General features: G+C 35.9%; 19 protein-coding genes. 3 read left to right on the forward strand and 16 right to left on the reverse strand.

Annotation, left to right across the window (positions count from 1 at the left end; genetic code table 11):
• Window positions 1-149: 149 nt before the first annotated feature.
• The 6 genes from Bccel_RS16225 to Bccel_RS16250 all read right to left on the reverse strand — a co-directional run bounded on the left by Bccel_RS16225 (window position 150) and on the right by Bccel_RS16250 (window position 6,753).
• On the reverse strand, window positions 150-581 hold the full coding sequence (locus Bccel_RS16225) for a DUF3788 domain-containing protein (protein ID WP_036939161.1): 432 nt from the start codon (window positions 579-581) through the stop codon (window positions 150-152).
• A 20-nt stretch (window positions 582-601) separates the two neighbouring features.
• Window positions 602-1,333 (reverse strand): class I SAM-dependent methyltransferase, encoded by a 732-nt coding sequence (locus Bccel_RS16230; protein ID WP_036939162.1) that lies wholly within the window; start codon window positions 1,331-1,333, stop codon window positions 602-604.
• 56 nt (window positions 1,334-1,389) lie between these two features.
• Window positions 1,390-1,875 (reverse strand): HD domain-containing protein, encoded by a 486-nt coding sequence (locus Bccel_RS16235; protein ID WP_036939219.1) that lies wholly within the window; start codon window positions 1,873-1,875, stop codon window positions 1,390-1,392.
• Between the two features lie 180 nt (window positions 1,876-2,055).
• A complete protein-coding gene (locus Bccel_RS16240) occupies window positions 2,056-3,444 on the reverse strand; it encodes a SpoVR family protein (RefSeq protein ID WP_036939163.1) in 1,389 nt (462 codons plus the stop codon).
• 73 nt (window positions 3,445-3,517) lie between these two features.
• On the reverse strand, window positions 3,518-4,759 hold the full coding sequence (yhbH, locus tag Bccel_RS16245; RefSeq protein ID WP_036939164.1) for a sporulation protein YhbH: 1,242 nt from the start codon (window positions 4,757-4,759) through the stop codon (window positions 3,518-3,520).
• Window positions 4,760-4,824: 65 nt separating this feature from the next.
• Window positions 4,825-6,753, reverse strand: coding sequence for a PrkA family serine protein kinase (locus Bccel_RS16250; protein WP_036939165.1), 1,929 nt, complete (start codon window positions 6,751-6,753; stop codon window positions 4,825-4,827).
• A gap of 533 nt (window positions 6,754-7,286) precedes the next feature.
• On the opposite strand from Bccel_RS16250, the gene Bccel_RS16255 reads away from it, so the two are divergent.
• The 3 genes from Bccel_RS16255 to Bccel_RS16265 all read left to right on the forward strand — a co-directional run bounded on the left by Bccel_RS16255 (window position 7,287) and on the right by Bccel_RS16265 (window position 11,876).
• Window positions 7,287-8,897: a phage holin family protein gene (locus Bccel_RS16255; RefSeq protein WP_160317738.1), complete on the forward strand. Its 1,611-nt coding sequence runs from the start codon at window positions 7,287-7,289 to the stop codon at window positions 8,895-8,897.
• A 135-nt stretch (window positions 8,898-9,032) separates the two neighbouring features.
• The gene (locus Bccel_RS31610; protein WP_242853087.1) at window positions 9,033-9,881 is read left to right on the forward strand and encodes a hypothetical protein; all 849 of its coding nucleotides are present in this window, start codon (window positions 9,033-9,035) and stop codon (window positions 9,879-9,881) included.
• A 234-nt stretch (window positions 9,882-10,115) separates the two neighbouring features.
• Window positions 10,116-11,876, forward strand: coding sequence for an Rqc2 family fibronectin-binding protein (locus Bccel_RS16265; protein WP_036939167.1), 1,761 nt, complete (start codon window positions 10,116-10,118; stop codon window positions 11,874-11,876).
• A 34-nt stretch (window positions 11,877-11,910) separates the two neighbouring features.
• Here the strand turns inward: Bccel_RS16265 and Bccel_RS16270 are convergent, their stop codons facing one another.
• The 10 genes from Bccel_RS16270 to rlmN all read right to left on the reverse strand — a co-directional run bounded on the left by Bccel_RS16270 (window position 11,911) and on the right by rlmN (window position 26,386).
• A complete protein-coding gene (locus tag Bccel_RS16270; protein ID WP_201781967.1) occupies window positions 11,911-13,005 on the reverse strand; it encodes a type IV pilus twitching motility protein PilT in 1,095 nt (364 codons plus the stop codon).
• A gap of 381 nt (window positions 13,006-13,386) precedes the next feature.
• The gene (locus Bccel_RS16275) at window positions 13,387-17,421 is read right to left on the reverse strand and encodes a polysaccharide deacetylase family protein (RefSeq protein ID WP_050753549.1); all 4,035 of its coding nucleotides are present in this window, start codon (window positions 17,419-17,421) and stop codon (window positions 13,387-13,389) included.
• 156 nt (window positions 17,422-17,577) lie between these two features.
• Window positions 17,578-19,143 carry an anti-sigma-I factor RsgI family protein gene (locus tag Bccel_RS16280; protein WP_036939168.1) on the reverse strand — a complete coding sequence of 522 codons (1,566 nt, stop codon included), beginning with the start codon at window positions 19,141-19,143 and terminating at the stop codon, window positions 17,578-17,580.
• Window positions 19,144-19,145: 2 nt separating this feature from the next.
• Window positions 19,146-19,883 carry an RNA polymerase sigma-I factor gene (gene sigI, locus Bccel_RS16285; protein WP_036939169.1) on the reverse strand — a complete coding sequence of 246 codons (738 nt, stop codon included), beginning with the start codon at window positions 19,881-19,883 and terminating at the stop codon, window positions 19,146-19,148.
• Window positions 19,884-20,124: 241 nt separating this feature from the next.
• Window positions 20,125-20,760, reverse strand: coding sequence for a thiamine diphosphokinase (locus Bccel_RS16290; RefSeq protein WP_036939170.1), 636 nt, complete (start codon window positions 20,758-20,760; stop codon window positions 20,125-20,127).
• Window positions 20,757-21,422 carry a ribulose-phosphate 3-epimerase gene (gene rpe, locus Bccel_RS16295; protein ID WP_036939171.1) on the reverse strand — a complete coding sequence of 222 codons (666 nt, stop codon included), beginning with the start codon at window positions 21,420-21,422 and terminating at the stop codon, window positions 20,757-20,759. Before rpe ends, Bccel_RS16290 begins: the two co-directional genes overlap by 4 nt.
• An 8-nt stretch (window positions 21,423-21,430) precedes the next feature.
• The gene (gene rsgA, locus Bccel_RS16300) at window positions 21,431-22,324 is read right to left on the reverse strand and encodes a ribosome small subunit-dependent GTPase A (RefSeq protein WP_036939172.1); all 894 of its coding nucleotides are present in this window, start codon (window positions 22,322-22,324) and stop codon (window positions 21,431-21,433) included.
• Between the two features lies 1 nt (window position 22,325).
• On the reverse strand, window positions 22,326-24,356 hold the full coding sequence (gene pknB, locus Bccel_RS16305; protein WP_036939173.1) for a Stk1 family PASTA domain-containing Ser/Thr kinase: 2,031 nt from the start codon (window positions 24,354-24,356) through the stop codon (window positions 22,326-22,328).
• Between the two features lie 121 nt (window positions 24,357-24,477).
• Window positions 24,478-25,212, reverse strand: a complete 735-nt coding sequence (locus tag Bccel_RS16310) for a Stp1/IreP family PP2C-type Ser/Thr phosphatase (RefSeq protein WP_036939174.1) — start codon at window positions 25,210-25,212, stop codon at window positions 24,478-24,480.
• Between the two features lie 121 nt (window positions 25,213-25,333).
• Entirely contained in the window at window positions 25,334-26,386 is a 1,053-nt protein-coding gene (gene rlmN / locus Bccel_RS16315) for a dual-specificity RNA methyltransferase RlmN (RefSeq protein ID WP_036939175.1), read from the reverse strand.

The following is a 26,386-nucleotide window of genomic DNA, read 5'->3' on the forward strand; positions in this document are numbered from 1 at the left end:
ATTTACAAAATAGTTAAGGATAATAGACAAGTTAATACTCACAGAAATATTACATGCAGACAAAAAGACCTGCATGATCTCTATAGAAGGTCTTCTTGGGTTAGTGTTTATACCTCTTATGTTAATACTTTTTTAGGTTTATAATGCTTTCATTTAGGTTTTACTCGTGCAGCAATAAGCCTCTTAACATCGCCAAGCACACACGTATCTTTCACCTCTACCATGAGCCAGCGTCCTCCGCAAGCAAAGGTTGTTCTAGAATATAAGTCTTTTATATACTGTGTAAAAGTACCTAGCATCATTTCAACTTCTGTTTCTTCCTTGGCACCTACTACAACCAATGCTATAAAGTAGCCTTCCATCGGATACAGGGTACACAATGACTTGCCGCTCTTTTGGTATTTTATATTCCAACCCGGCTGTGCTGCACATTTACTGTACGACATTTTAGGCTGAACATTATATGTACTTTCTATGTACGATAATAGTTTGAGCCATAAATCTGACCCTTGTCCGATGAACTGGTTAACATCGTCAACAGTCGGCCTTTGAGTGTCATTAAAAAGATTATTCCATTTCATAATCATCTTCCTTTTATATTTTATACTGATGCAACCAATACCATCATGAAAGAATTATTCTTATCAAAACTGCCTCCGTTAAAATCTCCAAAAAACTCTATTTTTTCATATCCATTATCAGAAAACACATTCTTTATATCGTCATACAGAAGGGGATAAAGCGGTATTTCATTATCATATTTTTGATTATCTACTGACAAAACAGTTTTAAAATATACTTTATTTTCCACTCTATCATACCTGTATAACCTCTCAAATGTCAACCCTGCTTCCTCATTAAAAATAGTCGGTAAAGACTTTATATCTTTTGAAATCACCCTGTCATAATTAATCACCTGGATTATTAAACTTCCATTACTACCGATAATATCCTTTACATCACTAATAAATTCTTTGATTTGGGTTAAATTGTCCAAATGCACTAAGGAATTACCAATACAAAATACAGTATCAAATTTATTGCCGTGGAATTTCTCCTTCAAGCCAAGCATATTTGCATGCAAAAATTTTAATTTGCCGTTCAAATTTTGGGCTTTGATTGCCAAATTTTCAATCATATTTTTATCAATATCCACTGCCGTTACATCGTAGCCGTGCTTGCACAATTCCATAGAATAACCTCCTGTACCGCATGCAACATCGAGAATAGATTTCGGAGGATTGCCTGAAGTCCTTCGTAAAAACTCTACTGTATTCATAGAGACAGGAAAAATATAATCATAATACTTTGAAATCTCTTCATAAAAAGCCATTACAAACACTCTCCTTTGTTTGAACAAATATATCCCAAAAGATATATATTGTTATTTTAAATACCATACATAGCTTCAATAATTTTATTTCCCGTATCTGTTTTAAAGTATTTCTCTTTAATCGATTTAATAGATATAATATCCAGAGAATCTTCATCAATATTCACTATGAAATCCGCTTCTATAAGAATTTGAAAATCAATGCCGTCTATCTTACTATAACTATGATGATTACCTATCAAGTAACAAACCCTGTTAATAATTGTTTGCTCCATTCCAATTTTCTTTAAAATCCTCTCTGCAATTGGCGGGCCTTCAATCTCCTGATACTTTCCTGCAGAGGAATTATATTTTCTTTCAGCTTCTTTTATCCCTATATCATGCAAAACCGCAGCAAGTTCTATAACTGTCCTTATTTCTTCTGTAACAGATTCCTTCCCACTTATAGTCTTAGCAAAACCATAAACTTTTATAGCATGATTTATCCTTCTAACATCTTGTTGGTTATAATCTATTAAACTTTCTAATGCTTTTGATATCATATAAATTTCATCCTCTCCTAATATTATCAATTGTAAAACTTAAGTTATAAATATCCTCCACTACACTTTGCGATTGGAAATAACATGTAAATTATATACCTTTTTTTGAGAATATGCAGTATCCTGAGATACGATAATGCATCGAATTTCTTAGATATAAAAAAACGCCTTACGGCGTTTTTATACATTAGTAAGTGAAATCTTTTTCTGTTCATCACACATTATCATTTTCCGTTTTTCATCAAGTATGGTAAGAAGTACTACCTTGCCATCCCAGAGATCCTCCACATGCTTCAATGTCTCATAAGCATAGCTTAATTCCAGTTCCCTTCCGTCATACTGGTGCTCCAATACCAATGTGTTGTCCTTCTGAACATATTCCAACACCTTTATGATGGGTATTCCCGACATACCGACTGAACTTGCAAGGGTATCCCTGATCTTCTTCCAGCCTTCTTCGTCTGCAACCTCGGATATTATATAGTCATTGCCCCTCTTATCATATTCAAAAAGATTCATCTCCTGGCACAATTCATAGTTTAGATAACGTCTTAGGAAGGACTGGTCTCTTTCCACTTCCCTGATTTCAAATATCTTCCTCGGATTATCCTGGTAGTTGTTTCTAATGTATTCAAAAATCTTAAACCCAACATAGTACGGATTAATTTGACCTAAATGAGGTCTTATAACCTGGTTGTGCCTTTTCAAAAACTCAAAATGAAGACCTTGGGAAAGTTCCAGTTTGTTAAGTATTGTATAATGCCAGAAGCTGGCCCATCCTTCATTCATTATCTTTGTCTCGATCTGTGGCACAAAGTAGGATGTTTCAAACCTTACTATATCAATAAGGTCACGCTCCCAGGAAGTAAGTTTACCATACCTGGAAACGAACCATAACAAGTCATCATCAGGCTCTATCGGTATCTTTTTGAAATCCGGCACTTCTTCAGGCTGTGTCTGTTTTGGCTCTAAAAGAGGGTACTCACTCCTAGGCTTCTGATACTTCTCCAATAGTGCTTTCCTCTTCTCATCCTCACTAAGACGCTTTATTCCTATCTCTCGGGGACATTGAAATTTTAATGCATGAGAAGCATTTAAAATTTTCTCAACCTTTGCATAACCGATGCCTGGGTCTGCAATGTATTCCCTGACCCTGTCTGCATGATTTTTGAAGGTTTCGATTGTCAATTCAGCTTTGGTTCCATCCCTGAAAAGTCTGTTGTTCTTAAAAAAATCATTGTGTCCATAAACATGGGCTATAGTAAGTATTTGAAGAAGCAGTGTATTGTCCTTCATGAGGTATGCCAGACAGGGATTAGAGTTTATAACCATCTCGTAAGGTAATCCTGTCAGGTTGTATTTATGCAAAGTTTTTATTCTTTCATAAGACTTTCCATAGCTCCAGTGCGGGTAGTGGGAAGGCATACCGACATAAGCCTCATAACCTATCATATCCTCATAGCTGCATATTTCGAATTCCTGCTCATAGTAATCAAGACCTACAGCTTGTGCTATCTCTTCTATTCGTTCATTCCACATCTTAAGTTCATTTATTGTATAGTCAGACATTTAAGACCCTCCCTACACCAAAGAATGCGTAAAACCAATTATCCTTACTCGGAAGTAATATTTCAATTTGTCCTTAATTTGTACCGTCTTTATCAAGCAGCTTCTTTAGGCCGGGCAGCACATCTTCCTTCTTTGTCATGGTAACAATTGAAAAATTCTTATGCTTCACACCCTTTTGATACTCACTTTTAATCGTACTTATAGAGGAATAATAGCCAGGTACAATCTCTCCATATCCAAAAAGGTTGGAAACCTCACAAAGCTTGTTTGCATATTCCACTGCTTTTGCATTATCTTCAGCCCAGTTATCCCCATCACTGCAATGGAATGCGTATATATTCCAGCTTGACGGATTATACCTCTGCTCTATGATTTCAAGTGCCTTTTCATAACCGCTGCTTATATAGGTACCTCCCGACTCACCCTTATGGAAAAACTCATTTTCGCTTACTTCCTTTGCAACTGTTGTATGTGCTACAAATGCCACCTCTACGTTAGCATATTTGAGCCTTATAAACTGATAAAGCAAAAAGTAGAAGCTTCTTGCAAGGTACTTTTTTGATTGGTCCATGGACCCAGAAACGTCCATAATGCAAATAACGACAGCGTTATAGTCCTTCTTATGTTCTTCCCTTACTCTCCAGTACCTTAAATCATCCTCAATAAAAGGAAACCTTTTAGGCACGTTTTCTGTATTTTGAACATCGGAATATTGATTTTGATCGATATTTTCATCAATATTCTCACCTGAGGATGATTTAGCATCCATTTCTTTCATGGTTCTTTCATATCCCTGCTTACGTTTTATTTTTTCAATTATAGAACGTTTTTTTGCAAGTCTGGGCGGGATTCCTTTCCTCTGGAAGCCTGAACGCTTGGCATACCTGATCGACTCAAGCTCCCCAATCCTTTTCCTGTCAAGATCAGGCAGGTTAAGATCATCGAAAAGGTAGCTTATTAGTTCATCTATGGTAATTTCTGTTTCGTAGTAGTCCTCACCTTCCTGATTGCCTGCCTGACCGGAGCCATTTCCCTGACCTTGGCCCTGGTCTTCACCCACCTTATCTCCCCTCTTTTCATTACCTGTTCCGCTTCCTGCTCCGGAAGTATTCTTCCCATATATGAACTGGTATTCCTTTATGCTTTTTATGGGGATCTTGATCTTTTTATCTTTTCTCTGTCCTATTATGCTTTCTTCTGCAATAATATTTCCAATATTCTTCTTAATAGAGTCCTCGACCAGTTGACGATGTCTCCGCCTGTCTTCTGCCGATCTGTCTTTGCCGCTGCTGCTAAACTCCTTGAAAATAGCCATTTTAATCACCCCATCATCAGGTAATTCTCAAAAATAATTTGATATATTATGCGATACACACATTCTTAATCTTTCCACAAATTGTTAGCTGCATATTTTAATATTACATTACAGCAATGGTCGCAATAACCGTAGTTTTTCATCTCTTCAACCATTGCATTGTATTTTTCGCTTTGTTCCTGATCCCTCACCTTGGCCATTGTAACAACTCTGCTTAATTCTCTTACAGACGCAGTAAGCTTTTTCTCTATAGCTTCCTTTAGCGGCTCATAACTATTGAAATCAAGCTTTCCGCCATTTCTAAGAACAAAAAACATATATGCAGTAACATCTGCTCTAAATCCTTTTGCTGCAGAATCTGTAATTCCGATTTGTTCTTCAATTGATCTTAAGAACCTCTCATCAGGTTCTAACTCTTCGCCAGTGTTCCGATCTTTTATCTTTGTTTTATTAACATATGCTTCCGCATGGTCAAGGTAGTTGTTAAAAAGGCTTTCAGCCTGCTCTCTGTAACCATGAATAAATGCCTTTGTTATTTCCTTCTCAAGTATCTTGTTATATTCTTTTCTGATGTTATCCTGTATGAAAGCCAAATATCTTGATTTGTCATCATCAGATATGGCAAGTTCCTTAACTGCCTTAACAAGGGTTTCCATTACCGAAATGGGATTTATACAATCATGTTCCGATTCCGATAAAGCAGTATCGATTGACTTCATTATAAACCTTGTTGAAATACCAGTCATACCTTCCCTTGCAGCTTCTTCACGAAGCTCGAATATATCAATCTTTCTTGCCATTCCCTTTTCAACAATCTCTTCACCATTATATATTTTCAGCTTGGTCATAGGGTCAACCTTAGCAGAAGGTGCAAGCCTTGTAAGAATAGCAAACATTGAAGCAATCTCAATGGTGTGAGGTGCAATATGAGCTTTAAATCTGCTCTTTTTAAGAATCTTTTCATAAATCTTTGTTTCTTCACCCAGTTCAAGGCAGTATGGTATTTCAATCTTTACAATTCTATCTAAAATAGCTTCATTAGTATGATCTGACTTAAATTTGTTCCATTCCGCTTCATTTGAATGTGCAAGAATTATTCCGTCAAAATAGATCATTGAACCTTTACCCGGTGACGGAACTGATTTCTCCTGGGTTGCAGTTATCATTGTGTGGAGGTATTCAGTCTCATTTTTGAAAACTTCTATAAACTCTACTATACCTCTGTTACCAACGTTAAATGCACCATTTAAGGACAAGACCCTTGGATCATCTTCTGGATACATGTCAATTTTCGATATATCAACCGATCCTATAAGAACTGATGTGTCCTGGTTATTAGGGTCTACAGGCGGTACTACGCCTATTCCTTTTCTCGATCTGATTGAGAACCCTACTGTTTCAACCGGGAACTTTTCATATTCGCCGTTAAATTCATTCTTAAGCCTGTAGCGGCATATAGGACAAAGGTCACCTTCTATTTTTACATTGAGTATTTCCTCAAATTGCTTTCTAAGATGTTTTGGAATCAAATGCAGAGGCTCCTCCCTTATTGGGCAGCCTTTTAATGCATATACTGGGGAACTCATTTCAAGAGCCTTTTTCAAAGCTTCCATAAGTGATGATTTTCCTGACCCAACTGGTCCTACAAGATATAGAACCTGTCTGGACTCCTCTCCTGCCATTGCAGCTGAGTGAAAATACCTGACAAGCTTCATTATTGTTTTATCAATACCAAAAAAATCATCCTCAAAAAACTTGTACTTTTTTACAACATCATTCCCATAAATTCTTCTTAATCGAGGGTTTTCATCAGTTTTAATGACTTCAACTCCCGGATTTGTTATAAGATTATACATTCTTTGATGAGCTAACATGGAAATATCAGGATTTTGTTTTAAAATCTCAAGATAATCCAGAAATACCCCTTTAAAAACACCGTTTTTTCTCTCTTCCCTATCCTTTTGAATAATGCTAGAAATATCTACCTTTCCCATAATAATTACCTCCTTTTTAATAGGATATGTTGGTTCATGTAGCATACAAACGCTGGTTCAATCTATATAAAATCACATCATCTTTTATATCAATTCCTAAGCAATTTATATATAAATTATAATATTAATAAAGGTCATTTATATTACCTTTATTAAATAAATATTTCTACATTTATTGTACTGGATGAATTAATATTAAATTACCTTAAATATTTACCGGAAAAGAAGAAACTTTAAACAAAAACTTCAAAAGTGCTTTAAATTTATAACAACTAATTGTTTTTTATATAAAGTTATCCTGAATTTACTATTGTTAATATAATAATTTTATCATATTTAAAGCAAAATAACTATATCCAACTTTGGTCTTTATGCTCAAATTTTACCATTATAACGGGTTTGTATTTAATGATATAATAATTTTGCCATAATCCCAGTTTTCGAAAGGTATGATTATTATTAAAACTCTAAAAGAAAAAATCAATAAATGTTTATATATATTAATAGCTGTCACTGCAGGATTATGCCTTTTTTTGCTGACTTGTTCCATAACCCTTGAAAAAAGTATTATGAATCCTGAATTTCATGATGAACTGCTAAAAAAACATGATTTGTATTCATATACCCAAAAACAAATAAAAAGTTCATTTGAAACCTTAAACCTTAATGCAGGATCCGATGCAGACTCCGACCAGATCTCAAACCTTTTGATTTCTCTAAAAAAGTCTATCACTCCGGATCTAATAAATATGAATTTAGATAGCCTTGTAGATGGTATGTTCCAATATCTTAACGGAAAAAGCAACTTTCTTCCCGACATAGTAATAAATACCGATTCTATAAAAGATAATATTAATCCTAACGATATGACAGACCATAATCAAAAATACTCATACGCATTGTCAAAAATAAAAAAGATAAACTTAAGTCTTATCCTTCAATATTTTGACAGAAGTGATATAACTGACAGTTTGTCAATAATAAAGCTGTACTTTTATATCATTAATACTATACCTATTTTTCTTGCCCTGCTGGCAGTAATGCTTTTTATTGTAGCTGCAGCTTTTTCAAAAAGCATAATTAAAATTGTTAAATGGCTAATACTGTTATCTTCTGCCTGGGCTGCATTATTGTTAGTGTCTGCCATTTTCATTATTTATAAAAGCCATACACTGGAAAATAGCATCTATCCAATTACTTCATCCATACCGCTTCCTGCTGATATTACATTATCCTATATAAATGATCTTCTGAAAGGTGTATGGTCAACCTTTATGGTCCTTGGGTTTATTATTGGTTTAATCTGCCTGTTTTTATTAACTATGCTGAAAACTAAACACATCAACCTTGCAGAGAAACAAATATCCGGCGATAAAACCAGGCTCTTTAGCTCTATTAAATACGGAGCCTGTATTTTCTTATTTATGTTAGTTATATCGGTATTAATAAATAAATCTTATATAGTTAAAAAGGAATTTCTAGAAAATAATTTCCCTGTAATTATTAATAAGCTTAAAAATTACAGCACTGTAACCAAAATTATTCCCGCCAAAGATACATCAATATACATGCTTCTCTTAAAACTTGTCGACAAAAAAGATAAGACACCTATAGCTGACATAAAAATGCATCTTACAGGTGAAGCCTCTTCACGCAAAATAAATAGTCTTGATATTGTTTCTGACGAAAACGGTGATGCCAGATATATCCTGGATAAAGGTAAATACAGGCTTAGCTTTGATTCAGAGAGCTTTCCTAAGTCATACCAAATGCCCTCATCTGTTTTTTTCGAGCTTAAATCAGCAGGAACAACCATAATATCAATTGAGCTTGATAAAAACCAGGATACCGCCTTAAATAAATGGGGCATCGCAGAAATTGAAATTTTTGATAATGACAATATTCCGGTTCATAATGTTGAATTATATGTTGAAGGTATCCCATCAGCACCTGGCAACCCAGATACCTTGAAGGCAGTGACAAATTCTGAAGGAATTGCTGTATTCAGGCTTAATGAAGGAACTTACAAAATCGGCTTTACAAATACAACCTTTCCGGCAAATTATAAAATTCCTTCTCCCATAGATATTAGTGTTATGGCTAACAGTATTGGGAGATACAGTTTAAGATTATCTTCGGAATGAACAATTTATTAGCAATGCCGGCCCATCCTGTAACAATAAAATATCGCCTGGAATATTATAAACCATATTAAATTAAATGATTAATCATTTAATTTAATATGGTTAAAAGTATTTTTTGCAGGGAGGAAAGAAATAATGCCTTATTTTGGATACTCATTCTCTAATGGAGGAAATGGAAAGAAGAGTAGTGAAAAGCCAAGCAATACCATACCCGAAGCACAGGAAATTAAAGGAACTTCAAATAATCAGGCAGCTAAAGAGTCTATGGAAGAGAAACCTTTAGAAATTAAAAAATCACTAAATGATATCAACCTATCAGCTGCAGAAATTCCTCTGACTTCAAATAAACCGGTTAATCCACAAATGTATGGAATGCCTCAGATGCCCTATATGCAAAATCCACCTATACATACCTGTCCATATTTAATGTATTCCCAAATGCTCCCGGATATCTATAACACAGCCCCTTTATATGCAATGACACAAGATTTCCAGAATGGAAATGCCATAAGGCCGGCTGGTGACCCTCCGCCTATATTGAGCGACAACCCTCCGGTCCTAAATATAGTTATGTTCAAGGAACTTACTGGATATCCCAATTATGGCAACCCTAGCAGAAATGCCGATATTCTTTATACTGGTAACAGGGGCACCTGGACATTCCAAATGCCGGGTTTTCAGCAGATACCATTTATTCGGTCTGCCCAGATAATAATACGTGCAGTGCTAGATGACCATAACAATGTTCCTATAAATAGGTATTCTGCCAGAATAACAATAAATGAGAGAGTTGTTCATAACGGACCAGTACCATTAGATCATGGTACTCCTACCGGATCAATGTTCACTAACTGGAGGCCGTTAACCTTTACTGTTAATAACATCAGAAGAATGAACAGAATAACAATCGAGAATACTTCGAGAACCGGTCCTGATGATTGGATGGCTTTTGACTGGATTGAGATAAGAGTTAATGAAAGGTGAAATGTTTGTAAAACCTAAGGCTGTTTTGGCTTTATTACTTAATCAATAAGTGCTATACTGTTATAAGAGAAAACAACATAAAGCAAAAATTATTTATATGTTTTGCAATAGTTTAGAGCAATTATCCATACGAAAAGTAATTATTTGTTAATATCTAATCTTACTATTGCAAAACATATTCCTTTATAGTGTTTTATTTAACAGCAAATTCAAAAATTTAGAGGAGTGACAACATTGCCATTTGACGGTATAGTAGTAAAATCCATAGTGGAGGAGTTATCCGAAACACTTACAGGAAGCAGAATAGAAAAAATATTTCAGCCCGAGTCCGATGAAATAATAATAAATATACGTGCCAAAGGCCAGAACTATAAGCTGTTATTAAGTGCAAGCCCAAACTACCCCAGAATCCATTTTACCGATTCATTAAAGGAGAACCCTGCCGTTCCTCCAGTTTTTTGCATGCTGCTCAGAAAACATTTATCAGGCGGAAAAATAACAGGGGTTGAGTTTCATGACTTTGAGAGAATAATTAGCCTTTATGTCGAATCATTAGACGAGCTTGGCGATCTGACGAAAAAACACCTTATAATCGAAATAATGGGTAGACATAGCAATATCATTCTTACAAATGATGAAGGCAGAATACTTGATTCCATAAAGCATGTAGATAATGAAGTCAGCCGAATTAGAGAAGTTATGCCTGGAAGACAGTATATTATGCCACCGGCACAAGACAAATCAAACCCTGAATGCATTGTTCCCGAGAAGTTTATTGATGAAGGGGCATTAAACTGCCAAACCAATGTGGATAAATACCTTTTAAACAACATAAAAGGCTTCAGTCCGCTCTTATGCAGAGAGATAACCTTTCTTTCTGGAATAGATGACAGAGTATCTTTTGCCAACCTGCCAAAAGAAAAAAAAGACAGTCTTATAAGTGTGCTTAAAAACACTTTGGAAGCAATAATTACATCGGACTTTAAGCCTTGTATAGTATTTGATTCTGAAGACATGGCGAAGCCTGTTGAGTTTCATTGTCTAGATCTTAAACAGTATAATTTTGTAAGGCATTATCCTACAATGAACCAAGCCCTGGATGCCTTTTACAAGGAAAAGGACAGGGCTGAACGAAGCAAACAGAAAAAATCCGATGTTTTGAAGGTAATAAACAATAACCTGGACAGATGCAATAAAAAGCTTTCTCTTCAGCAGGAAAAAATGCGGGAGGTATCCGACCGTGATGAATTAAAACTTTATGGGGAATTGTTGACTGCAAATATATACAGCATACCCAAAAACACCAAATCAGTATCCCTCTTAAACTATTACAGTGAAAATAACGATTTTATTGAAATTTCACTTGACCCTGATCTCACACCCCAGGAAAATGCACAAAAGTATTTTAAACAGTACAATAAGGCTAAGAGTGCATATTTATCCACCAGTAAGCAGATGGAAGAAACAGTTAAGGAAATGGAGTACTTAGAAGGTGTTCTTCAAATGCTGGATAACTGCAGTACTCTCCAGGAAATTAACGAGGTAAGACAGGAACTGGCCGAGGAAGGTTATCTATCAAAGAGGAACAAGAACAGCATAAATAAAAAGGACAAGCCTTCTAGTCCTCATCATTTTAAATCCTCAGACGGTTTTGACATATTGGTAGGAAAAAACAACAGGCAAAATGACCTTTTAACATTAAAGCAAGCTTCCAGCTGGGATATATGGCTTCACACCCGTAACATACCCGGCTCTCATGTGATAATCAAGAGCAACAGGCAAAGCATACCTGACAGCACCCTGCTAGAAGCTGCAATAATTGCTGCATACCACAGCAAAGCAAAGAATTCATCCAACACCCCTGTTGACTATACCACTGTTAAGAACGTTAAAAAGCCTCCTGGTGCAAAACCTGGAATGGTTAATTATGATAACTTTAAAACCATTATTGTTGCACCTGATGAAGGCTTGATTAAAAAGCTCCGAGCTGATTAAGTTCCAATAAGCTTAAGTTATTTTTCATCCATGCCTAAACTGATGACATGGACAGGCCCCTGTTTTTAAAGGTCTCAATGGTCTTATGCATGCCGTCTTTATCAACACAAAATTCAAGGGCATCTTCAAAGGATATTCTATCCTGGGCAAGCAAATCCGCTATTGATTTATCAAGAAGCTGCATGCCTATTGTCCCTCCCATTTGTATTGAAGAGTTTATGGCAGTGGACTTTCCTTCCCTTATCTGATTGCTTATGGCAGGTGTAACAACCATAATTTCAAGGGCAGCTACCCTGCCTTTACCTGTCTTATCAGGTATAAGTCTCTGTGATATAACCGCCTTTAATGCTGTAGAAACCTGCACCCTTATTTGCTGCTGCTGATGTGGAGGAAAAACGTCTATCATTCTATCTATGGTTTTTGCAGCACCAAGGGTATGAAGTGTGGAAAGTACAAGGTGGCCTGTTTCAGCAGCGGTAACGGCAATACTTATTGACTCCTGATCCCTCATCTCACCGATAAATATAACATCAGGGTCTTCTCTTAATGCCGCCCTGAGTGCATTATTATACGTCTTGCTATCATGGCCTATCTCCCTTTGATTTACTATGCATTTGTCATGGTTGAAAACATATTCTACAGGATCCTCAAGCGTAAGTATATGTCCATCTATTGAGGAATTGATCTCATTAATGATGGATGCAACAGTGGTTGACTTACCGCTTCCTGTAGGACCGGTAACAAGTATCAACCCTTCTTTTATTTCACTAATCTGTTTTACTACAGGAGGTAGGTTTAATGCTGATAATGATGGTATTTTTGAAGCCAAAGCACGGAAAACCAAGGCTATTGATCCTCGCTGGAAAAATGCATTAACCCTGAATCTTGATACGTCAGGCACTGTTATGGAAAAATCGGCTTCGCCAACAGATGTTAAGTGTTCCATTTTTTCCTTATCCATACACGCCTTTGCATATTGCATTGTATCTTCAAAAGTCAGCTTATCTGAGTCAATCTGCTTCATATGTCCGTTAATTCTGAAGCTTGGTGCCCTTCCTGCTGTTATATGGACATCTGAAGCCTTACTGTCAACTGCCATTTTTAATAATTGATTAAGCTCTATAACCATAGGCATCTCCTTGATAAGGAATTGGCAAGATACATCTTCCGCTTTATAAAATGTGATTTATAGGTTAGATAAGATCATTAATTTACATATAAAAAGCATTATTAATTTTACATTTTGCAGAGCAAATAATGGAAGCATCAATAAGATTTATAATAGACAAATATAAAATTAATAGATTTATCACTTTTAATATAGATTTGAAATGGCCTAAGAATTATAAGCAGAATATATATCCATTCATCCCCAGATTTTCTTATCCCACTATCGAGACATATGAATGTAGGAATAACTAAAATATTATTTAAGTCCTTACAAAGATATTTTAATCATTCCTAAATCAAATTATATATCGGCATTTCTTATCAATATATTTAGCAGTTTTTATTGTGCCACATTTCCAAGCCTTTTTAGCTTATTCCATCCAACCTTTACACCCATCAATGCAGAAAGAATGGATTTATAAACAACATAGGTCATAAGCTGCCTGTATACAATCCTCTGTATAAATAGTGTTATGAGAGGCCTCTTTTTTTCTCCCTCCAAGTGGAAAGCATAACATGTTATACAAAGATCAATCAAAAAGAAAGCTATATAGGTTATAATGGTATCAATTCTATGTCCTCCAATAAGTCCAAGGAAAAATAATATATCTGTTAACGGGGATAAGGATTGAAACACAACTTGATAAAGCCAGGTATTAGGTAATGCAATAAACCCTAAAGTTTTTTGGTTCTTGGAAAACAGAGCATCCCTGTGCTTCCAGAGGCATTGGAGAGTACCGTATGACCATCTTACCCTCTGTTTTAATAAACTTTTAAGATCCTCAGGAGCCTCAGTAAATGCCTTTGCACCTTCTTCATATACAATTTTATAACCCTGTCTTAAAAATGTCAGGGTAATATCAGCATCTTCAGCAAGTGTGTCCTCCTTATAATACCCTGCCCTAACGACCAGTTCCTTCCTCCAGGCGCCAATTGCTCCCGGCACTACAGTTATGCAGTTCAATGCATCAAAAGCTCTTCTCTCAAGGTTAAGTCCTGTTACATACTCCACATGCTGCCAGGTTGTCCATATATTCCCCACATTACCAACCTTCACGTTACCTGAAACAGCTGCAACATTTTTATCGACAAAATGGCGAACCAGAAGTGATATGGCATCTCTGGATATAACAGTATCCGCATCGAGAACCACTACAATCTCTCCATTGGCCTCCATAAAACCTCTATTAACAGCTGAAGACTTTCCTCCATTAGCTTTGTTTATGAGCCTGACTTTCTTTACAAGTTTATATTCAGCCTCCACAACACCTGCTGTATTGTCCTTTGAACCATCATTTACAACCAATACTTCGAGATTTTTGTAATCACTCTGCAAAAGAGAGTCTACTGTCTTACAAATAACCTTTTCTTCATTATATGCAGCTACCACAATACTTACCATGGGATTAAAGCTGCTTACATTATCAAACTTTTTTCTTAAATAGTTTCTTCTCTGCTTTGTGGCAAAAAATATTAAAAATACAAACCTTAATAATCCTATTGCTGTGGCAAGGTAGAAAAACTTTGTTAAAACTTCAGGAATCACCTTAAGGACTTCATTTACAAATGAAGATATCTTACCAAGGGATAGGTTAAATGCATCAGCCCCAGGCATTACCTCCTTTTTATCCATTCCCATCAGCTGTCCCACAGACACAAAGTTAATACCCTTATTTCTTATCATTTCAATTACAGTGGGAAGTGCTTCAACGGTAGCAGTACGATCCCCACCGCTGTCATGCATTAACAATATGTTGCCGTTTTCCATACCATTCTCAATATTTTTAATTATTTCTGCCTGATCCTTAGCTTCCCAGTCTAATGAATCGATATAGTTTCCAACCATTTTATATCCGAGGCTGTTGATACTGATAAATGTATTTAAAGATTTCTCCTCAGATACATCCACTCCGCTGTCATAAGGCGGGCGAAACAATATTGAACCGTGTCCCGTTGCATTTTCAATAATACGATTAGTCATTTTTAATTCTTTTTGAGTTTTTTCAAAACTTTCCATCACTGTATCTATGTGATTATATGTATGATTGCCTATTTCATGCCCCTCACTGTAAATCCTGGATACAAGGTTCGGATATTTCTCTGCATTAGATCCAACTACAAAGAAAGTTGCCTTTACATTATATTTTTTCAGTATATCCAGTATATAAGGTGTATAGGAAGGATCCGGCCCATCATCAAAAGTCAATGCAACAGATTTATAGTCCTTAATTGATATACTTGATACCTTGCTTGGCTTTGGGTAGGAAATATAGTTTTCTTTTTCGATATATGCCTTGTCATCAAACTTAAAAACTCTTATTCCATTTGTTTCAGGAACATAGCCCTCTACAATTTCCCCATCACCTTCCATGAAAAATTCTTCAACAAGCCTTGGTCTTACAAAGCTGTCTATATCAACATTGTTTGAACTAACAGTGCGTAAATAATCCCATATGCTGGCATCCTCACTTCCAAGCCTCCATAATCCAATTGAGTATATCCCGTTTTCTGCAGCAACCCTGAAATGGTTATAAAAAACAGAAGCATCGTTGAAATAAACTATATGTTCCTTACCTTTAATCTTATACTCTAAAACCGGTGCCTTATTTCTTGAGTCCCATGAAAAAGATGCTTTATTATCATTAGCTATTTGCATAATTTGATTAAATGTAAGACTCACTCCAGGCTCAGTTGACCCTTTCTGCCAATCATATCCGTACATTCCCATTCCTGCAATGATTTTGCTCTTGTCTATTTTGTATTTAAAAAGATTGCGTTTAAACCAATCGCCGGATGACACCGGTCCTGGACGGGTAGAGTTGGTATGCTCGTCATACAGCATTAATATTATCTTATCGGCTAATTTTGATAGTGCAACATAGTCAAAGGCTTTGTTATTAATCTGTACATCTACAATGAGCTTCAAGCCTTGTTTTTCAAGAGCCTTCTTAAATTTTCCGATAAATTCCGTGTAATTCTTTTTTAGTTTTGGATCTATGCTCTCAAAATCCAGATTAAGTCCTTTATAACGGTTTTTTAACAATACCTCGGTAACCTTCTTAATAAGCTCATTCTGCTGTTTCGAAGACTTTAACAATTTATTTACATAGGCAGAATCCCATTTATCAACAATATAATTACTAAGTGACGGAATAATGGTTATATTGTTTCTTCTAGCTATCTGGTCAATTTCCTTTTGAGGTTTGTATTCCAATACAAGTTTTTTGTTAATAGACAGCCAGTCAACTATCACAACATTGATTTTATCAACATTCTTCTCAAAGGATTTTCTGCTTTTCCCATCCCATTTTACATAGAAAGCATAGACCTCCAGATCGTTGCCGAAAGCGGGATTGCTTGGCACCGATACTGCTTCCTTGTGAGATTCTGATGCATCAAGGCTTACTGTATAATTATCTTTTTTATCTCCTGATTCTGCATATGTTCTAGAGCTAAGTCCAAAAAGAAATACAACAGTCATTATTAAAATAAAAAATGCAGTTGATATTCTCTTTACCAGCATCCATCTTGTGCCACTGACATCATGGAATATGTAATTGCCTTCTTCAAGCATATTATTGTGGACAAATCCAAATAAAACCCGAACCCAGCTGTAACTGCCAATTATAACAAGTATCATGAGTACAATCAAAGAATATGTAAGGCTTTGCTGTGCATAATCCATACTAAAAATATCATTTAAGGACAACCTGCCTGTAAGAAACTTTGACACACCATATGTGTTATCACAGCTTCCAACAGTTAAAATTGCATATTTAATGACAGAACCGCTGGTTATAATACCTGTAATATATCCAAATATATATGACAATATATTAAACCTGAATAAAAGTACTATTATACCAAGCAAGACCAAAGAATACTTTGATATTGGGAATGCTCCCACAAATAGGCCTGCTGAAGCTGCAATGGAAAGTTTTAAAGTATTTTTATCTTTTTTAATTATCTTTTTTGTAAAGAAATCAATAATTAAATAGAACAAACCAATAGAGATAATTGAAATAATAAAATTTAATATAATAAAAAGTGCCGCTTCGTTTTTGCTGTATTGCTCCACCGTAAAAATCCCATTAGTAAACAACATGTTTGTTAACCCATAGATTTTATCAGATGCTGCAATATTCTCCCATAGCTTCGTAAACACAGTAAAGGTAAACGGAATTATGAGAGAAACTCCAAACCCTAAAACAACTGAAATTATATTGAGTTTCATAAAAAGTATTGCCAATACCATTAATATTCCTCTAAATCCATAGAAGGGCAATACCCCAATTGCCAGCCCTATACATACAGAAACTGCAATTTTTTCAGCTGACTTAAATGAAAACAATGATGAAATAAACCTTCTTATCATAATACCCCCACCTCAAAATAGTAATGTCTAAGAAATAGCATTCGATTCTCATCATCCAAAACCCCGTTAAAACGTCGGGATTTGTCCTCTAGAATACGAAGTTATTTCTAAGGCATTCCTTAAATAAAATATAAACGGGATTTTGCATCCTCTTATCTAGTTCTTTCCGTTTTTACTTCCCTGGCCTTTGCTGCTACTGTCGCTGTTTTTTTTCACTTGCCCAGGTGCTGTTTCATTACGTCCGCTATTATTCTTACCGCTGCTTGCAGTTGGGGCCGGAGTACTTATAACAGCCGATGGAACTTGAGACGTATTAACTGATGGTGATGAACTAGAGTTGCCTGCATTAGTCACAGGAGTTGCTTTAGGTGTAGCATCGGATACTTCAGGTATCGGTGTGATTGCCGCAGGTTCAGGAGTATGCTTGTTGTTATTCTTTGTGCTATTTTCCTTATTACTGTTTCCATTTCCATTGTTACTCTTATTGCTGTCTTCATTGTCGTTTTTGTCCTGCGGTTCCTTACTTTCTGTTTTGTTTTCTGAAGGCCTACTAATGAGCGGCGTTGGAGTTTGAATTTGTGCAATAGCAGTAACATCACTCTTCCCCCTGTTTACAGGTGTACTATCAGGCTTATTTTCATTATTCTTTTTATCATTCCTGTCATAATTTATATTCCCATGAGTAGCTCCAGGCGTAGGTTCAGGTGTAGCCGTACTAACACTTTTACTGCTGTTATTATTTTTTGTAGCAGGTTCTTTTGTAACCGTACTATTGTTTCCTTTTGAATTTTTAGTCGAACTTTCACTCTTGTTACTCGCAATCTCTTCATCCTGCTGTTTATTTTTACTTGAAACCTTATCATCTTTAATTATTTCCTTTATTTCCTCTTTATCAATTGCTTCCTGCCTTTGTTCCTCTTCGAAGTAGGTATAATCCTTAGTAGGCAGCAAGTTAAAAAGATCAGAAATTTTGAGTTTTTTGGCATCTTCCAAAGCCAGCTTTATACCTTGATTATCAGCATTGTCATATAATGAATAACGACCAAGGGACATGTTCTTTACATGAGCTTCTTTTAACTTAATCGGGGAAGTGTGAAATGCAACCAACTGTACTTCCTTATTTTCGTGCTTTATCTTATCCTTTATATTCCCAATCAAATCTTCCATTTCCTTATTTAACTTTTCATACTTTTCCGTGGACATTTTCCCATCTACCTGCAATGCACCTGCCACCAGGACAAGCCTGTTCTTATCCTTAAAATACCCTAATTCCGCTGACCTATTAATGATCTCAACTATGCCGTTCTCCACTTTTTTACCTATGAAATCAATGCTCTGACAAAGTTTTTCTCCATCCTTGTTTAGGCTCTTTACGCCCACAATGCTGTTGCTTTTGTTAATTTTAAATTCTACGCTTGGGTTTATATCCACATCAATGTAAGCAAAAGTTGAACCTAATGCCTGCCTTGATATTATTGCAAATAATGCTACTATAAATATAAACACTGCAGCACTGCCAATGGCATATGCAATTTTACTGTTCTCCCTCAAAACCCTTAAAAACAGTGTTTGTTTTTTATTTATAACATCATTCTCCGTATACTCTACTAAAACCCCAGGAATTAATTTATTATTCTTTTTAATCCTTATATAATTCCCTTCATTATTTATTACAACAGCCCCTATCTTATCTATTTCCAAAACAATACCTTTAGATCTCATAATCATACTCCCCCTTCAAGATCAAGCAAAAATCCCTTTACAATTTCCAAATCACTTTTTATTACCAAGCATGCAGCAATTATGTACTTCCTGTTCCTTTCAAGCGTTCTCTCGCTGACATCTATATTGCTTAGTATATCCTTAACCGGAAGATTCTTTTTTTCTACCAGCCTGCTAAAAAGACTTATATCAGATGTAATAAACTTTGCAATCTTTATACAACTGATCCGTGCATCTTTATGTTTAGGACTTACATTTATTAAATCTTCAAACCTTATATCAAACTTTCCCAAATCCTTTTTAAATTGCTCAATTTCTGACCTGGTCTCGACCTGATCAAAATGTATTATCATGGAATCGTTCTCAATAATGTTCATTCCTTGGTCCTCATTTGATAAGTAATTTGTAATGGGTATAACATTCTTATGCTTTTGCTCTTTCTTAAGGTAATTCTTTACACGCCTGTCAATAACCATTTCTGCAAAAGTCAAAAAATGGGCATTTTTATTTGCTTCATAGCATTCAATTGCTTCATTGAAGGCTATAAGTCCTATGCTATATTCTTCGGAATTATATGTATCAATAAACTTTTTTGAGGTTTTTGAAACACATTTTAGAATAAACGGTTTGTAATTCTCAATAAGTAATTCCTTTAGCTGGCTATTGCCAAGCTTTATCTCTTTTATCGTTTCTTCTAATGAACCAGTTTGAATTTTCTTGTTCCTTTTTATACCAAACACTCATTACACCCCTTTCTATATGGTTTCCATGAACCAGTAAATTTTGTGACGGGGTTAATTAAGGCATGAATGAAAAATTACTTCCGCTTTTGGGCGGGTGTTGACGAGCTAAGTCAACACATGAGCGAAGTTTATAGCAAAAGTTATTTTTTGATCATGACTAAATAATATTAAAAAATATTTATAGATAAATGGTTAGGTTTGAAATCTGTACTATTTGTTGACATTTTTTTAGAATTAATCAGTCGATTGATTTGATAACCAGAAGCAAGCCTTTATTAACAGAAATCTCTGCAATTTCACCTGTAAATTCGTTACTTACTCCTCTTGAAGAACCAAGTTTGATATGGTCATTATCCAAAGGATATAAAAGTCCCTTGGAAGTTACACCTTCCACACTATCAGTAAGCGAAAGAATGGTGAGCTTCATATTGTTTTCATTTTTAAGAATTATATGATCTTTAATGAGCTGTATTTCATTGCGTTCATTCGCTATGATACAGTTAATATTTTTATCTGACATCTTTTTTAATAAAAAGATATTTGAAAGTGAATGATCAAAACGTGTACCCAAACATCCAAGCAAAACTATTGAATCAACGCCTTTATCTACAACGTACTCCAATGCAAGCTCCGTATCAGTCATATCTTTTTGAGATGGATACCTTATATCAATTACTCCTGCGTCCTTAAAATATTGGTAATCTTCTTTTGACACTGAATCAAAATCCCCGATCATAATATCAGGGAAAATACCAAGTTTTCTAAGATGCCGAGCACCTCCATCAACACTTACAACCATAGAGCATCCGGCAAAAAACTTTTTATGGTAATCATAATCCTCAACGCTACCACTACAGACTATGACAGCTTTCATTTTTCCTCCTTATAAGAGTTTTCTCTAAGGGTTTTTATCATTTGTGCCATATCCGGTGCATTGTAAATGGAAGAACCCGCTACTATTACATTTGCCCCAGCTTCAGTAACCTTATATATGTTATCCGGCCTTATACCGCCGTCAACCTCAATATCAATGTCAAGTCCTCTTTTAGTAATCATTTCTTTTAATTCTCTAAACTTCTCAGTAACGGAGTCTATGTACTTTTGTCCTCCAAAACCCGGGTTAACTGTCATTAATAGAACCATATCAATATCATTAAGTATCCATTTGATATGTGATAAAGGTGTGGCTGGATTTAAGACAACACCGGCTTTAATACCTTTCTGCTTTATACTTTGTATGGTACTGTGCAGATGGGTACATGCTTCCACATGAACAGAAATTATATCCGCACCTGCATCATAAAATTTGTCTATATATCTGTCGGGCTCCTTTACCATCAGATGTACGTCCATCGGCAACTTTGTATACGGTCTGATTGCCTTAACTACAGGTGGTCCCACAGTGATGTTTGGAACAAAATATCCATCCATAACATCTATATGTATAATGTCGGCACCTGACTTTTCAGCTCGTGCGACCTCATCACCAAGCCTTGAAAAATCTGCCGACAATATCGACGGTGCAATTTTAATCATTTTTCGTCCTACTTTCTATATCTCTGGTCTTTTTGTTTCTTCAATAAACTATAAAAATGAACAAATCTTTCGTATCTTTCATTATCTATATCGCCATTTTCTACTGCTTCCTTTACTACACAATCAGGCTCATTTATATGGCTGCAGCCATTAAACCTGCATCTTCCCAAATGATTAATAAACTCAGGATAATGAAGCTCAAGATCATTAAGCTCTACCCCTGTAAGCTCAAAGGAACTGAATCCGGGAGTATCTACCACTAGTCCCCCATTAGACAGCTCAAGCAGCTCCGCATGCCGTGTAGTATGCCTTCCTCTTTCAATCTTGTCGCTCACTTCTCCTGTTTCCATAACTGCAGCCCCTGCAAGCCGATTAAGAATTGTTGACTTACCTACTCCCGACTGCCCAGCAAAAACAGTTATATTTTCCTTTAAAATGCCCATCAGGTCATCAAAACCTTCATGGGACTTGGCACATAGAAAAAACAAATCATACCCTGTGTTTTCATAAACCTTTTTAATTCTTTCAATGTCCTGTCCGGAGCTTCTATCTATTTTGTTAAATAGTATTATAGGCTTGATATTCTTAAGGCTTGCAGTGATAAGCATCTTGTCCAGCAATAGAAAGTCCGGCTGCGGCGATTTAACAGCAACAACAACTACAAGCTGTGTTACATTTGCTACAGCAGGCCTTACAAGCTCGGAGGACCTTGGTAATATCTCCTCTATGAGACCAGTATTCTTATTAGTATCAATAATAGAAAAAGAAACCTTGTCCCCAGGCAAGGGAATTATATCATCTTTCCTAAAAATTCCCCTAGCTTTGCATTCAATTATGCCATGGAAGGAGGATTTTATATAATAAAATCCTCCTATTCCCTTCATTACAACACCTAAAGGCAACCTACCTACCTCCCGGATAATCGACATTCATATCTGAATTAGGTTTATTATCTACATATACTTTAATATTTGTACTTCCATTTTCAGGTACAGGTACCTTAACTGCTAATGGAAAATCCTGCTTATTAACCGTGCCATCCATAATCACCGTACTCTTTTTTGTATCGCTCGGTGTCATTTCTATAAGTACTCTCACGGTTTCACCAAAAGAATCTGCGTTTTCCAATGGAATACTTACAGAAACCTCTGATGCCTTTAATGGGGTAGGCGTATGGTTTCCATTTGGTGTTGCACCTTGGTTCGGAATCTGAGTATTAGTGTTTACAGTTTCAAGAGTTATATTTACAGCTGACCTCTCAGTAACAGTTGTGTTTGGAGGAGGATCCTGGTTTACAATCTTGTCTACATGGTTTGCACTATCCTCCGGCAACACCTTTCCTAATGTAAGCTTATTGTCTGAAAGGGCTTTTTGTGCCTGAACCCTGGTAAGTCCTATAAGGTTTGGTACAACCGTTTGAATAATTTCCGGTCCCTTACTAAGGTAAATTGTAACTGACGAACCTGGCGAAACTTCTTCATCAATACCCGGCTCAGTTCTAACAACCAATCCGCTTGTAATAACATCACTAAATTCATCTTCCACCCTGGCTATAAGATTATAGTCTTCTAATATTTTCTGTGCTTCTCTTGACGTCTTCTTGCTTAAGTCAGGAATTTTTACCATTTCCGGTCCATTGCTAACTGAAAAAGTTACAGGATTATACGGGTCCGGCTTAATCTTAGTCCCTTCCTTTGGCTTCTGTGTAATAATGATGTCCTTTTCCACACTCTTGTCATTCTTTCTTTCCACAACAACGGTTATTCCTTCACCTTCAAGTGCTTGCTTAACATCGTCGATATTCTTTCCTTCATAGTTTTCAAGTACAAAATCCGACTTTGCAGGAGGCATTATACTTGGGCCTATAAACTTAAATGCAATAAAAACAAATATACCTATAATAAGCAGAGATGTAGCTATTGCAAGTATCCAGGTAACTCTGTCCTTCTTTTTATTCTTCATATCATCAATCTCTTCCTCTTGAGTTTCTTTTGCAGGTACTTCTTTAACCTGAGGCTCTTTTACAACGGTTTCAATAGGCTTATCAGGCTGTACTATTTGAATCCTTCGTGTTGGCGAATTATCAATGTCTATTTTAGTAGATGGCACACTTGAAGGATCATTCAAAACCATTCTCAAATCGTTAAGTAGTTCTGTCGCAGTACTGTACCTATTGCTCTGCTCTTTTTGTATTGCTTTCATTATTATGCTGTTGACACCTTTTGGAAGATCACCTTTTATATTGATAGGTTCCTCCGGCATCTCCTGCAGATGCTTTAAAGCAATTGCAACAGGGGTCTCACCATCAAAAGGCACCTTGCCTGTAACCATTTCATAAAGTGCTATTCCAAGAGAATATAAATCCGACTTTTCATCTGTAAAACCGCCTCTGGCCTGTTCAGGTGAAAAGTAATGCACTGATCCTATTGTACTTCCAACCATCGTTATGGTTGACGATGATACCGCCCTTGCAATACCAAAGTCTGTGACCTTAACAATTCCATCTTTCGTAATGAGTATGTTGTGAGGCTTTATATCCCTATGTACTATACGCTTTTTATGTGCATGCTCAATTGCAGAACATATTTGCAATTCAATATTAACAGCTTCTTTCCAATCTAAAGCACCCTTTTCTGCTATATAGTCTTTTAGAGTCACTCCCTCTATGTATTCCATAACTATGTAGTGTATATTTCCTTCCTGACCTACATCATATATGGAAACTATATTTGGATATGACAGGCTTGCCGCAGACTGTGCTTCTATCCTGAATCTCTTTACGAATTCCTGATCATTCGTAAACTCCTGTCTTAATATCTTAACCGCTACAAACCTATTAAGCAAACTGCATTTTGCTTTATATACAAGGGCCATCCCGCCCCCACCTATTTTCTCAATCAATTCATACCTGTTTCCAAGAATCTGACCTTCCACAATCAATCCTCCTTAATCCTCACATTGTAACAACAAAATATAACTTCCGCTCAAAATCGGAAGTAATATTTTAGTTACTTCTTAACAAAAATAATAATATAACTATTTCCACATTTTTACCTTATTCTTTGAAAATTATAACAGTTATATTATCCTCTCCACCCATTTCATTAGATTCTCCTACCAGCTTTTCACAGGCAAGATCCAAGTCATCGTAATTTTTCACTATTTCAAGTATTTTTTCTTCATTTAACATATTGGTTAAGCCGTCTGTGCACATTAGTACAATATCGTTTTCCATTATATCATATGTATAAGTATCAACTTCTAATACTTCACCACACCCCAAAGCTCTTGTTATAAGGTTTTTATTGGGGTGTTTTTCAGCTTCCTCCTTGGTTAGTGTACCATTTCTAACCAGTTCTTCAATATACGAATGATCTATAGTAAGCTTTTCTATTTTATTATCACGTATCAGATATACTCTGCTGTCCCCTACATGTCCAATATACAGCCGCCTATTAACAACGACAGCCGCAATAAGGGTCGTACCCATACCGGAATCTGTTTCATTTTCAAGGGATTTTTTATAGACATCTATATTGGCCTTCTCAATAACTGATTTGATAGCCTTTTCAATATCCTCTCCCTCTTTAAAGATATCAGGATTTTCAGATATATTCTTACTTATTGATTCTACAGCAGCCTTACTTGCTATTTCCCCGGAGTTATGTCCACCCATCCCGTCCGCAATTATAAACGTAACAGGAATACCCGGAAGGCCCGCCAATATATTGTAGCTGTCTTCATTAATCTCTCTGACTTTCCCTTTATCACATCTGACCCCGAATTTCACCAAACCACTCCTTAGCATGGACAATTTGTAAAAATTAAATCGCTTGCATTTTTGCAACCTTGGTTGTTGTCGTGAGAAATTTTGGTGTAGTATACGCTATAATTTCTCAGACATAAATAAACTATATTTCTTGCTTCCTTAAGCCATCTGTTATGCTTTTCCTTAGCTGTCCACATGCTGCATCAATATCACTGCCGAGTTCCCGTCTTACAGTTGTCTCAATTCCGTGCTTTTCAAGAATATTTTTAAATTTTTGTATTTTATCCATCCTGGCTCTTCTAAATTCATTGCCTTCAATTGAATTAACCGGTATGAGATTTACATGGCATAGCATCCCTTTAAGCCTTTGGGAAAGCTCTTTTGCATTTTCCGGCGAATCATTTAGATCCGATACCATTGCATACTCAAATGTTATTCTTCTACCAGTTACCTCTGTATATATCTTACATGCTTCAATCAATTTGTCAATAGAATATGCTTTATTTACAGGCATTATTTTTTCTCTTATTTCGTTATTAGGTGCATGCAAAGATATGGAAAGTGTAACTGGAAGGTTTTCCCCGGCAAGTTTAATAATTTGCGGAACAAGGCCGCAGGTTGATACCGATATATGTCTCAATCCGATATTAAGACCTTCCTTATGATTTACCAGCTTTAAAAACTTAATGAGATTCTCATAGTTATCCAGGGGTTCTCCAATGCCCATAATTACAACATTACCTACCCTTACTCCCTGATCCCTTTCAATTGTAAGAATCTGGTCTACCATTTCGCCGCCAGTAAGGTTTCTGCCAAAATCTATACCTGTAGATGCACAAAATTTACACCCCATCTTGCAGCCTGCTTGTGAAGAAATACACGCTGTAAATCCATGTTTATAACTCATAAGAACACTTTCTATAATGTTGCCATCAGCATATTCCAAAACATATTTTACTGTTCCATCTATATTAGAAATCAGCCTGTTACGGATCTTAATCCTGTCAAACCTGAACCTTTCCTTCAACGCCTGCCTTAAATCCTTCGAGATATTTGTCATTTCATCTATGGACATAACACCCTTGTGACACCATTGAAATATCTGTTTCGCCCTGAATTTAGGCTGTCCCATTGATATAAGTGCTTCTTCCAATTCTTCTATTGTCAAATCAATTAGATTAAGCTTTTTTCCCAT

Source organism: Pseudobacteroides cellulosolvens ATCC 35603 = DSM 2933 (genome assembly GCF_001262605.1).
GTDB classification, from domain to species: Bacteria; Bacillota; Clostridia; order Acetivibrionales; family DSM-2933; genus Pseudobacteroides; species Pseudobacteroides cellulosolvens.